Origin of the sequence: Enterobacter sp. ENT02, assembly GCF_019219165.1 — a bacterium.
Lineage (GTDB): Bacteria > Pseudomonadota > Gammaproteobacteria > Enterobacterales > Enterobacteriaceae > Enterobacter > Enterobacter mori.
In genome coordinates this window covers 494,106-505,760 of sequence record NZ_JAHUWD010000003.1, presented here as the reverse complement: position 1 = coordinate 505,760, position 11,655 = coordinate 494,106, and the positions used below count along the sequence as shown (strand labels likewise).

Genomic DNA, 11,655 nt, shown 5'->3' with positions numbered 1-11,655 from the left:
CACTTATCAACGCCTACGCTGCCAGATCCATAATCCCGTAATCGCCAGCGCAAACAGCGCGCCAAACCCGACGCCAATGGCCACCACCGGCACACCCACTTTGACCGCCAGCGAATAAAGGCCCAGCATCAGCAGCATCGCCACGTTTTCGCCAAGGTTTTGCACGGCAACGGCATTTCCGGCCCCCACGGTCTGCTTTCCGCGCTCCTGCAAAAGCGCATTCAACGGCACCACAAAGAAACCACCCAGAATACCAATCAGGATAAGCAGCACGTACGCTGGCAACAACGCATGCTGAAGCGAGAAGAACAGCACGCCGACACCGATTAAAATCCCTGCTGGCATACAGCGCGCAACGGTCTCAAGCGTGACCAGTTTCGCCGCCGCCCCTGCTCCGACGACAATCCCAACGGCGACCATTGCATTCAGGTAGGTTGGCGTTGCGTTGTCGGTGATCCCCAGCGCCATCGGTACCCACAGCACCAGTAGGAAACGTAGCGTGACGCCCGCCCCCCAGAACATGCTGGTTCCCATCAATGAGAAACGCGTTTCACCGTTGCGCCACAGTACGCGGCAGGCGTTAAAGAAGCTGCCGGTCATCGGCCCGAAACGCCAGGACTGACCCGGACGCGCCACCGGCAGTCTGGGAATAAACAGGTTCGCGACAACCGCCCCGCCGTACACCACCGCACAAACGCCCAGAGCCGCCAGCACATGCCAGTCCGCCAGTACACCGCCCGCCACGGACCCGAGCAAAATCGCCGCGATGGTAGAGGACTCCATCAGACCGTTGGCTTTAACCAGCTTATCGCCCGTCGTCAGCTCGCCCAGGATGCCATACTTCGCCGGAGAGTAAGATGCCGCGCCAATGCCTACCAGCGTATAGCCGATAAACGGGTTGATACCAAAGCAGATGCTTGCCGCCCCCAACAGCTTCAGGCCGTTGGCGAACATCATCACCCGACCTTTAGGGAAGCTGTCCGCCACCTGCCCAACAAACGGCGCGAAAATAATGTAAGCGCCCACAAACACCATCTGCAGGATCGGCTGGCTCCAGTCGGGGTAAAACTCGGCCTTGAGCAACGCAAGCGTGGCAAACAACAGCGCGTTATCACCGAACGCAGAGAGAAACTGCGCGGCGATAACCGCCATCATGCCCTTCGACCGGAGTGAGTTGTTAGCCTGTGCTGACTCATGCATTTTGCTGTTCCGCCTCTTCCACCATGCCCTTGAGGGTCACGAAATCGGGCTTACCGCTGCCCAGCACCGGAAGCTGTTTGAGGTAGCGAATATCACGCGGCACGGCCAGTTCAGGGATACCATGCTCGCGCGCATGCTTAAGCAACGCGTCACGCTTAAGCTCACTGTCCGTGGTGAAGAGCACCAGCGCCTCACCTTTATTCGCATCGCTCTTCACAACCGTGGCGTGCAGTTTGTCAGCGGAGACCGCTGTTGCCAGCATCTCCACCATTTCAAGGGAGACCATTTCGCCCGCAATTTTAGCGAAGCGTTTTGCACGTCCCTGGATCTGCACAAAGCCCTGCTCGTCGAAGCGAACAATATCACCCGTGTCGTACCAGCCGGTCTCAACGTCCCCGTTGACGTTTTCCGCCGTTGGCGCTTCGAGCACGCCTGGGTTTTCTACGCGAAGATAGCCGTTCATCACGTTGGGTCCTTTCAGCTGCAGGCGCCCCCCCTCTTCAATTCCCGGTACCGCCAGCAGGCGCGCATCCATCCCCGGAAGAATGCGGCCAACCGTCCCCGGTTTCGCCGCCATCGGCACGTTGATAGAGACCACCGGCGCGCACTCCGTGACGCCGTAGCCTTCCAGAATGCGTAGGCCAAACTTGTCCTGCCAAATCTGCCGCGTGCTGTCCTGCAGTTTTTCCGCACCGGCAACCACGTAGCGCACGCGGAAGAAATCATACGGATTGGCGAAGCGCGCATAGTTGCCAAGGAACGTTGACGTGCCGAACAGCACGGTACAGTTACGGTCATAAACCAGCTCCGGCACAATGCGGTAGTGCAGCGGGCTTGGGTAGAGGAATACTTCGGCACCGGTGAGCAGCGGCGTAAAGAGACCGACGGTCAGGCCGAAAGAGTGGAACAGCGGCAGCGCGGACATAAAGCGATCGTTAGCGGTAAAGTCGGCAATCGTTTTGATCTGCTCAACGTTCGCCAGAATGCTTTTGTGGCTGTGGACGACGCCTTTCGGGTTGCCCTCAGATCCGGAGGTAAAAAGGATAATCGCATCATCTTCCGGCTGCTGTTTGACCTGCGCCAGGCGAGGCGCGAGCAGGTGAGCAAAAATCCACAGCTTGTCGAGCGTCGTGACATCCGCTTTCAGATCTTCCAGGAAGACCCAGCGTACCTGGGTAAGCTGCTCCGGCAGGTGCCAGAGCTTGCCTTTTTCCAGGAACTGACGGGAAGTAAAGACGGTATTAATCTGGGCGGCAGTGATGGCGCTGGTAAGCCCTTTCACACCCGCTGTGTAGTTCATCATCGCCGGAATACGCCCGCGAGAAACGGCACCAAAAATCACCGCCGCGCTGATCCCGGCGTTAGGCAGCATCAGGCCAATTTTCTCGCCCCGCTTGCTGTACTTCTCAAGAATACGGCCCACGAACAGGGTTTTGGTCAGCAGTTTGCGATAGGTGTCCGGGGTGAAGTTGATGTCTTCAATGCAGTTTTTCTTCGCGCCGTAGCGGTACTGCGCCGACAGCAGAGATTCGTACAACGTCTCGCGCGGACGGACGGCCATGCGCGCTTCCATCATTATCTGATGGAGCATTTCACCGGCGATTTTACGACGATCGCGCGCGCGCGGCGCTTCCGGCATAGGGAGCGTTGTGGGCGGCAGAATATGCAGGGTAATTTTGGGGAACAGGCGCTGCTTCACTAACCCCTTCAGGCGGCTGAAATAGGTCAGTTCTGCTCCATCAATGCGCAGCGGCACCACGGTGGCCTGTGACTTCGCCGCGACAAAACCGGCCCCGTCATAAATTTTCATCAGCGAACCGGTCACGGAAATTCTCCCCTCGGGGAAAATGACCACCGGACGCCCCTGCTCAACCAGACGCACCAGATGTTTGATCATCATCGGTTTTGTTGGGTCGAGCGGGACAAAATCAATCAGCGGCGCCAGCCAGCGCATGTACCATTTTTGGCTGATGGAACTGTAGACCGCAAAGACTGGCCGCACGGGTAAAAACAGCGCCAGCAATATGCCATCAAGAAAAGAAACGTGGTTCGGCGTGATAAGAACACGTTCGCCATAAAGTGCCTGCGCATCGCCCGTGACGCGGAGACGGAAGAGAATACGGAACAGTGTGCGGAAGAACCCAAAAAGCATTTCAACTCCCTTTGCCAGCCAGAATGAAGGGTTGATAGTAAATGGTGGCAGATTACACGAGAAGTGGGGAGGGAGCGACAGCAAAAACGGAGGCGAAAAAAAACCTGCGCATCCGCGCAGGTTGGTGCAAGAGATGAGTACGAAACCGTACTAAGAATTCTCACCAATCAATACCTCTGGGATCTTGATTGTGGCCGTTCACCCGGCGCTTCGCCAGTGAGAAAACGCAAGGGAATGAGCCTAAGTGCAACCAGGTGTGTATATTCTCTTTTGCTGTTACAGGTTGAACTTACAGGCAAAAAAAACCTGCGTATAAACGCAGGTTGGTGTAAATCGTGTTAATCAACCGGAGTTGATTCCACCTATCAATACCTCTGGGATCTCGACTCTATCAACCCCGACATTGTCCTCGCTACCGGACAATCGCAACAGCCTGAGGCAAAGTGTAACTAAAGGTTCGGATTAACATTATTTTGACACGTCTGCCCGTGTAACGATTACACGACCAGGGGTGTTCTGCGTCACGTTTGGTGAGGGTGTTACCCCGCTCCCCTTGAATGCGTGCCGCTTTTCCGTAACACTAGTTAGTGTGTAAACGCTTACCCCTAATAAGAAGGTAATAAATGGCGACAATTAAGGATGTGGCTCGTCTGGCTGGTGTTTCCGTCGCGACCGTCTCCCGCGTGATCAATAACTCTCCTAAAGCCAGTGACGCATCACGCCAGGCCGTGCAGGACGCCATGGAAAACCTGAATTATCACCCCAACGCCAATGCGCGCGCCCTTGCGCAGCAATCTACCGAAACCATCGGGCTGGTCGTGGGAGATGTTTCCGATCCGTTTTTTGGGGCGATGGTAAAAGCAGTTGAGCAGGTTTCTTACCAGACGGGTAATTTTCTGCTGATCGGCAACGGCTATCATAATGAACTCAAAGAGCGCCAGGCCATTGAACAGCTGATTCGTCACCGCTGTGCCGCCCTGGTGGTTCACGCGAAAATGATCCCCGATGCCGAACTCATTCATTTGATGAAGCAAATGCCCGGTATGGTGATCATCAACCGCATCATTCCCGGCTTCGAAAAGCGCTGCGTGGCGCTTGATGACCGCTACGGTGCCTGGCTTGCCACGCGACACCTGATTCAGCAAGGTCATACCCGAATTGGCTACCTGTGCTCAAACCACCCTATTTCCGACGCGGAAGATCGTTTGCAGGGCTATTACGACGCGCTACGTGAAAACGGTTTGCCGTGTAACGACCGGCTGGTGGCGTATGGTGAACCCGATGAAAGCGGTGGCGAACAGGCCATGACGGAACTGTTAGGTCGCGGACGAAATTTCACGGCGGTGGCCAGCTATAACGACTCGATGGCCGCAGGGGCAATGGGCGTGTTAAATGACAACGGCATTGAGGTTCCGGCAGAAATTTCGCTGATTGGCTTCGATGACGTGCTGGTCTCACGCTACGTGCGCCCGCGCCTGACGACAGTGCGTTACCCCATTATCACCATGGCGACGCAAGCTGCCGAGCTGGCGTTAGCGCTGGCTGAACAGCGCCAGCCGCCGGATATTACGCATTTGTTCAGCCCGACGCTGGTGCGCCGTCATTCCGTTGCGTCTCTTGCAGAAGCACAGAGCGAATAACGGTAGAGGTGAACCTGCGTATTCGGGTATTCCAGCCCATCGCCAATGTACTGCCAGCCGTAGCGTTCGTAGAAGTCGCGGCAGGCAGACCACAGATGTAGCTCGGTGTACCCGGCCTGCGCGGCATACGCAATAACATGCTCCTGAAGCTTCCCCGCGAGTCCTTTTCCTCGTGCCGCCTCATCCACGTATAGCGCCGCCAGCCAGGGATAAAGATCCTGACGCGTGATGAGATCGCAGCGCCATAATCCGACGGTGCCCAGAAGCCGTTCATCCTCAACGGCAATAAACGTCAGCGGCAGCGCGCCGGGTGTCTGGCTGTGATCGATAACGCTCTGGAAAAATTCACGCGGCAGGCCGTCACCGAAGGCCCGCCAAATCCAGTCGATCGCCTGCCCCGCAAACTGCGGCGCGGCGTACAGCGGCAGGATCGTCATACCAGTTTCCCCTGGAACAGGGGAACAGATTCAAACAGATAGCCGTCGAAATCCGGCGCATCTTCATCCGACAGCTCCAGCAAACTCTTTTTCACATTTTCCAGATGCTGGAACATGGCCTGCCACGCGCCCATGACGTCGCGACGACGCAGGGCTGCAAGGATGGTCTGCCGGTCGCCCAGCCATTTAAGGCGATACGCGCGGCTGGCGATGTGGACGTTAAACTGCTGCCACAGCGGGCTGCTGTCCATGTGATGCCAGATGCTCTCGACGGTCGCCAGCAGCATCTGGTTTTGCGTCGCCCCCGCCAGTACCAGGTGGAACATCTTGTTGTTGTCCTGGCTGCGATCGTCCGCGGCGATGGCCCGCTGCTCCTGCTCGATGATGCGGCGAAGGTTGTCGATATCCGCGCGCGTTGCCATTTTGGCGGCAAAGGCGGCGATGTTGCTTTCGAGGAGCTGGCGCGCCTGTAAGATCTCAAACGGGCCAACGTCGCTATTGAGGAAGCGTTCTTCCTCGTTTTCATGTTCTTCAGGAATACGCATCACGTAGACGCCGGACCCCTGGCGAATATCCACCGTGCCCTGTAGCTCCAGCATCAGTAGCGCCTCACGCACGATAGTACGGCTTACGCCGTAGGTCTCGGCAATGTTGCGCTCCGGCGGCAGGCGCGACCCAACGGGATAATGCCCCTGGATAATTTGCGCCCGTAAATCCTCGCCAATTTCCTGGTACTGTTTTTTTTCCGGCAGGATGACAGCCTTATCCACGTTTTCACCTGTGTTTTTCAGTTAAGCGCAGGCCGGGCGTCCTCCCGGCCAGTTTGTGCGCTATTTTATCAGAATGCCTGGTTCCATTCATCGTCAACGCTGAGCGTCAGCACGCGCTCATCGCGCAGCTGACGAAACCAGGAGGCCGATGTTTTCGCGCGGCGGGCGCGGTTGTTTTCGAGGTCGATTTCAATTAACCCATAGCGATTTTTGAAGGCGTTCATCGGCGAGACGTTATCGGTAAAGGCCCAGAGCATATAGCCGTGGCAGTTTGCCCCTTCTTCATGCGCCAGCAGCGCGTAGTAGAGGTGCTCGCTGATAAAATCGATGCGGTACGTATCGTCGATAACGCCGTCACGATTGCGGAACTGGGCTTCGTTTTCAACCCCCATACCGCTCTCCGCCACGAACCAGTCGATATTGCGGTACTCCTTTTTAATCCGCATCGCCATGTCATAGATAATGCGCGGATAAATCTCCCAGCCGCGGGATCTGTTCATCCGCCGCCCCGGCAGCTCGAACGACTCGTAGTAGTACGCCGGGTGGAACGGCGTCTCCGGATGCCAGGCGCGGGAAGGCGCTTTCACCCGGTGCGGGTAATAGAGGTTGATGCCCAGCTCGTCCACGGTGTTGTCGGCAATCAGCGCCAGCTCTTCCGCCGTGTAGTCCCATTCAACCTGATGCTGCTCAAGCAGGGTAACGAGTTCCTGCGGGTAGCGGCCGTGCACCAGCGGATCGAGGAACACGCGGTTATAAAACAGATCGTAGATCTCCGCCGCCCGCACGTCGTGTGGCGCGCGGGAACGCGGGTAGGTCACTTCCGGGTTGAGAATACAGCCGACGGAGCCGTCATATCCCTTTTCCCGGAATAGCTTCACGACCTTCGCCGTCGCCAGCACCTTGTGGTGATTCCACTGCATCCACGTACCGGTGTTCTGCTCGTACGGCCAGCGCAGCGCGTCCAGGTAAACGCGGGTCTGCACCACGATCGGCTCGTTGAAGCTAAACCAGCGGGTGACTTTGCCGTGGTAGCGGTCAAACACCTTTTCCGCGTAGCGGACAAACAGCTCAACCACATGCTTCGACGCCCAGCCGCCGTATTTTTCAAGCAGCGCGCCAGGGAGCTCGTAATGCTCCAGGCAGATCATCGGTTCGATGCCCTGACGATGCATCTCATCAAACAGCGCGTCGTAGTACGCAGCGTACTCTTCGTCCACCGTCGCGTTTTCATAGTCGGTCAAAAAACGCGACCAGTTGATGGAGGTGCGGTAGTGCGTCAGCCCCGCCTGCTTCATCAGGGCCACGTCCTCGCGAAAGCGGTTGATAAAATCGGTCGCCACCGCTGGGCCGTAGCCGTTATGCCAGATGTGACGATCGTTCTTGTACCAGAGATCGATCCACGAATCCTGACCCGATTTTTTACCGCTCCAGCCCTCGGTTTGCCAGGCTGATGCCGCTGCGCCCAGAATGAAATCCTGCGGTATCGTAATCTTTTTTGTGCTCATCACGTCCTCATACGTTATCGGTGGCTTGCTTCAACGCGGCCTGCTCCGCACGGCGTGAAGCAATTTTCACAAACGGCAGATAGATAATCACCGCCGTCACAATGCAGATAAGCTGGGTGATCACCGCCCCCATCGAGCCTGCGGTAGAGAGCCAGGCGTTAATCAGCGGCGGCGTGGTCCACGGCACCATCACCACGGCCTTGCCGGCAAAACCGGTCACCGTCGCAAAATAACCGATAGAGCCCGTCACCAGCGGGGTAATGATGAACGGAATGGCAAGGATCGGGTTGAGCATGATTGGCATACCGAAAATCACCGGCTCGTTGATGTTAAACAGGCCAGGACCGATGGAGAGCTTGGCGATCTCCTTCATCTCTTTGCGTTTGGTGGCAATCATCACCGCGATCAGCAGACCGATAGTGAGCCCTGAGCCGCCAATGCTCATATACACATCCCAGAACGGCATGGTGATGATGTTTGGCACCTCTTTGCCCTGCTCGAACGCGCTCATGTTGACGGTGATCGCCCCCAGCAGCAGCGGCTCGCGGATCGGCTTGATCATCTGGTTGCCGTGAATGCCGATCACCCAGAACAGCTGGGCGACAAACATCAGCAGCAGAATGCCCGGCAAGCTTTGCACCACGCGCTCAAGCGGCTGCTGCACCACCTGATAAACCGCGTCGTAGAGGTACATGCCGGTAAGCTGGTGGAACACGAAGCCAAAGGTGGCAATGGCGGTGGTGGTGATAATGGCCGGGATCAGCGCGGAGAACGACGCCGCCACGTTAGGCGGCACGGTGTCCGGCATTCTGATTTTCAGCCCCTTGCGGTTCTCCAGCCAGCAGTAAATCTCAACCGACAGAATGGCGATAAACATGCCGAGGAACAGGCTGCGGGTATCGGAGAACTGGCGCAGCAGCACGTCTTTCACCACGTGCATTTCGCCGTCCACCAGCATCTCTACGGTGGTCGGCGTGACGCAGATAAAGCAAATCACCGCCAGCAGGCCGGGGAACAGCGATTTAATACCGTTAATGCGCCCCAGCTCAATACCGATCAGGAACACCGCGCCGATATTGAGGAAGTTCAGCGTGGCGTAATTGAGCGCGCTGGTAATCGGTTTTAGCGCAGCGAGAAATGACAAAGACTCAAAGCTCGCCAGGCCATTTTTCGGATCCAGCACCATGTTGGAAATAAGCACAGAAAATGCCCCAACGATGATGACCGGCATTAAGGTAATAAAGGCAGACTTGATCGCCATGATATAGCGATAGCTGTTGAATTTGGTGGCAAAACTGCCCAGAGCGTCGATCAGTTTTTCCTGCAATGCCATAGGGTAATACCTCAGTAAAAGGGCTTTTATTGAATAAGGTGTACAGCCGGATACTATTGGCATACCAAAAATAGCTTCACGCCCCAATTTGTTCTGTGATTAAGCTCTCAACGCGACGTCCGGTATTCCAGATTATGATTTATGACTGTTTTGGCATACCACTTACAGCCATTTGTCCTGACCTGATGGATCGTTACTGAAAAGCGTGATCCTGGTGGGCGTTTTGCCCTTCCCGCGTCGCTTATGCGCCGGATGGTCTGTGTTAAACTGCATGCCATTACGTGGAAGCAGGAATTTCGAATGGCAACAATGCTGGATGTCTCACTGCGTGCGGGCGTGTCAAAGGCCACCGTCTCGCGCGTACTGAACGGCACGGGTCAGGTTAAAGAGAGTACGCGTCAGCAGGTGTTCGCGGCGATGGAAGAACTGGGCTATCGCCCAAACTTTCTCGCGCGTTCGCTCGCCAACCAGACCAGCAACAGCATTGGTCTGGTGGTCTCCACCTTCGACGGATTTTACTTCGGCCGCCTGCTGCAGCAGGCCTCCCGACAAACAGAAACGCACGGTAAACAGCTGATCGTGACCGACGGTCACGACGCGCCGGAGCAGGAAGAGCAGGCGGTACAGATGCTGGCGGATCGTCAGTGCGATGCCATCGTGCTGTACACCCGCTACATGAGCGAAAAGGCAATCATCAAGCTGATGAACAGGGTGCAGACCCCGCTGGTGGTGATCAACCGGGAGGTCAGCCAGGCGGCGGATCGCTGCGTCTTCTTCGAACAACAGGATGCGGCATTCAAAGCGGTGGATTACCTGATTAGCCAGGGCCACAGGGAGATCGCCTGCATCACCGTTCCTATCCACACCCCAACCGGAAAAGCGCGTCTGATGGGCTACCGCAAGGCGCTGGAAAAGCACGGTATTCGGCTGGACGAGCGGCGAATTAAATACGGCGATGCGGGAATGACGCGGGGATATGAGCTGTGCAAAGCGTTGATTGAGGAAAAGATACCGTTCAGCGCGCTGTTTGCCTGTAACGATGATATGGCGCTGGGCGCGTCCAAAGCATTACACCAGGCCGGGCTGAAGATCCCGCAGGATATTTCGCTGTTTGGGTTTGACGATGCGCCGAGTGCAAAATGGCTGGAGCCTGCGCTCTCATCGGTGTATCTGCCGATTGACAACATGATCGTCACGGCGATCGATCAGGCGATCCGGCTGGCAAAAAACCAGCCGGTCGAAGCGATCCCGCCGTTTACCGGCACGCTGGTGTTGCGCGACTCGGTGACAACGGGGCCGTATTTTACTCAGACGAGTTCTAACGCCAGCAGTTCCTGAATGGTCTGGCGGCGGCGAATCAGTCGCGCCACGCCGTTATCAAACAGCACTTCCGGCAGCAGCGGGCGGCTGTTGTAGTTTGAGGACATCGACGCGCCGTACGCCCCGGTGTCGTGCAGCACCAGATAATCACCCGGCTTGACTTCTGGCAGCGCGCGCGTTTCCACTTTGCCGCCCTCCTGCTGGGTAAACACGTCGCCGGATTCGCACAGCGGTCCCGCCACGACGGTTTCTACGCGCGGCGCGTTAATCAGACCGCTACCGTCCGCAGCGAGCGCCGTTATATGGTGATAGCTGCCGTACATAGACGGACGCATCAGATCGTTAAAGCCTGCATCAATCAGCACAAAGTGACGGCTTCCCATCTCTTTCACGCTACGCACCTGTGCCACCAGCACGCCAGCCTCCGCCACCAGGAAACGCCCCGGTTCGATCTCCAGTTTTACCGGATGGCCCAGATGGGCAGCAATTTTGTCGCGCGCCGCACTCCACAGTCCGTAATAGTGATCGGTATCGATCGCCTCTTCCCCTTCACGGTAAGGAATGGACAACCCGCCGCCTGCGGAGATCGCCTCCAGATCCTGCCCGAAGTCGAGCACCTGGCGCACCATCGCACCGCACACCTGCTCAAGGTGACCATAATCCACGCCTGACCCGATGTGCATATGAATCCCCACCAGCTTCAGGTTATAACGCTGCAATACCTCAAGCGCGGCGGGCATATCGGCAAACCAGATGCCATGCTTGCTGTTTTCGCCGCCGGTATTGGTTTTTTGGCTATGACCGTGGCCAAAACCGGGGTTCACGCGCAGCCAGACGCGGTGGCCGGGAGACACCTGACCCAACTGTTCCAGCATATCCACAGAACCGGCGTTGACCGGGATCTGCAGCTCATGCACGCGCGCAAGCGTAGCGTCGTCGATCACGTCGGCAGTAAAGACGATTGCGTCGCCGTCAGCTTTCGGATCAAACCCGGCCGCCAGCGCGCGCTCAATTTCGCCAAGAGAAACGGAGTCAACCTTTACCCCCTGCTCGCGCATCAGGCGCAAAATATGAATATTCGAGCAGGCTTTCTGGGCAAAACGCACCACGTCGAACTGATGCAGCGCGGCGATCTTCTCGCGAACGATCTGCGCGTCGTAGACCCACACCGGGCAGCCGAATTCGGCAGGCAGGCGCAGCAGGTTATCGGCGTTCAAATCAGTATCAGTCTGGTTCAGCGGGCGTGGCATGGTTATCTCCGGGGCATGAATCATTTTTTATGATTACGCCACAAAAAG

General features: G+C 56.8%; 9 protein-coding genes. 2 read left to right on the top strand and 7 right to left on the bottom strand.

Going from position 1 to position 11,655, the window contains the following annotated elements; all coding sequences use genetic code 11:
- Positions 1-6: 6 nt before the first annotated feature.
- Together lplT and aas are read right to left on the bottom strand one after the other, a co-directional pair.
- Positions 7-1,200, bottom strand: a complete 1,194-nt coding sequence (lplT, locus tag KW829_RS13425; protein WP_089601145.1) for a lysophospholipid transporter LplT — start codon at positions 1,198-1,200, stop codon at positions 7-9.
- Positions 1,193-3,352, bottom strand: coding sequence for a bifunctional acyl-ACP--phospholipid O-acyltransferase/long-chain-fatty-acid--ACP ligase (aas, locus tag KW829_RS13420; protein ID WP_089601142.1), 2,160 nt, complete (start codon positions 3,350-3,352; stop codon positions 1,193-1,195). The genes lplT and aas overlap by 8 nt, the downstream gene beginning before the upstream one ends.
- 623 nt (positions 3,353-3,975) lie before the next feature.
- On the opposite strand from aas, the gene galR reads away from it, so the two are divergent.
- On the top strand, positions 3,976-4,992 hold the full coding sequence (gene galR / locus KW829_RS13415) for an HTH-type transcriptional regulator GalR (RefSeq protein ID WP_010435148.1): 1,017 nt from the start codon (positions 3,976-3,978) through the stop codon (positions 4,990-4,992).
- Here the strand turns inward: galR and KW829_RS13410 are convergent.
- The 4 genes from KW829_RS13410 to KW829_RS13395 all read right to left on the bottom strand — a co-directional run bounded on the left by KW829_RS13410 (position 4,953) and on the right by KW829_RS13395 (position 9,037).
- Positions 4,953-5,429, bottom strand: coding sequence for a GNAT family N-acetyltransferase (locus KW829_RS13410; protein ID WP_218308396.1), 477 nt, complete (start codon positions 5,427-5,429; stop codon positions 4,953-4,955). The genes galR and KW829_RS13410 overlap by 40 nt on opposite strands.
- The gene (locus KW829_RS13405) at positions 5,426-6,199 is read right to left on the bottom strand and encodes a GntR family transcriptional regulator (protein ID WP_010435154.1); all 774 of its coding nucleotides are present in this window, start codon (positions 6,197-6,199) and stop codon (positions 5,426-5,428) included. The genes KW829_RS13410 and KW829_RS13405 overlap by 4 nt, the downstream gene beginning before the upstream one ends.
- Before the next feature lie 68 nt (positions 6,200-6,267).
- Entirely contained in the window at positions 6,268-7,704 is a 1,437-nt protein-coding gene (locus KW829_RS13400; RefSeq protein ID WP_218308395.1) for a glycoside hydrolase family 1 protein, read from the bottom strand.
- 7 nt (positions 7,705-7,711) lie between these two features.
- Positions 7,712-9,037: a PTS sugar transporter subunit IIC gene (locus KW829_RS13395; protein ID WP_010435159.1), complete on the bottom strand. Its 1,326-nt coding sequence runs from the start codon at positions 9,035-9,037 to the stop codon at positions 7,712-7,714.
- 300 nt (positions 9,038-9,337) lie between these two features.
- Between KW829_RS13395 and KW829_RS13390 the strand changes: the two genes are divergently transcribed.
- Entirely contained in the window at positions 9,338-10,375 is a 1,038-nt protein-coding gene (locus tag KW829_RS13390) for a LacI family DNA-binding transcriptional regulator (protein ID WP_218308394.1), read from the top strand.
- On the opposite strand, the gene lysA is transcribed toward KW829_RS13390, so the two are convergent.
- A complete protein-coding gene (gene lysA / locus KW829_RS13385) occupies positions 10,345-11,607 on the bottom strand; it encodes a diaminopimelate decarboxylase (RefSeq protein ID WP_218308393.1) in 1,263 nt (420 codons plus the stop codon). The genes KW829_RS13390 and lysA overlap by 31 nt on opposite strands.
- Between the last annotated feature and the right edge of the window lie 48 nt (positions 11,608-11,655).

Excerpts from the sequence above, each read along its gene's own strand:
- lplT (WP_089601145.1), bottom strand. The coding sequence starts at position 1,200 with ATGCATGAGTCAGCACAGGCTAACAACTCACTCCGGTCGAAGGGCATG.
- aas (WP_089601142.1), bottom strand. The coding sequence starts at position 3,352 with ATGCTTTTTGGGTTCTTCCGCACACTGTTCCGTATTCTCTTCCGTCTC.
- galR (WP_010435148.1), top strand. The coding sequence starts at position 3,976 with ATGGCGACAATTAAGGATGTGGCTCGTCTGGCTGGTGTTTCCGTCGCG.
- KW829_RS13410 (WP_218308396.1), bottom strand. The coding sequence starts at position 5,429 with ATGACGATCCTGCCGCTGTACGCCGCGCCGCAGTTTGCGGGGCAGGCG.
- KW829_RS13400 (WP_218308395.1), bottom strand. The coding sequence starts at position 7,704 with ATGAGCACAAAAAAGATTACGATACCGCAGGATTTCATTCTGGGCGCA.
- KW829_RS13395 (WP_010435159.1), bottom strand. The coding sequence starts at position 9,037 with ATGGCATTGCAGGAAAAACTGATCGACGCTCTGGGCAGTTTTGCCACC.
- KW829_RS13390 (WP_218308394.1), top strand. The coding sequence starts at position 9,338 with ATGGCAACAATGCTGGATGTCTCACTGCGTGCGGGCGTGTCAAAGGCC.
- lysA (WP_218308393.1), bottom strand. The coding sequence starts at position 11,607 with ATGCCACGCCCGCTGAACCAGACTGATACTGATTTGAACGCCGATAAC.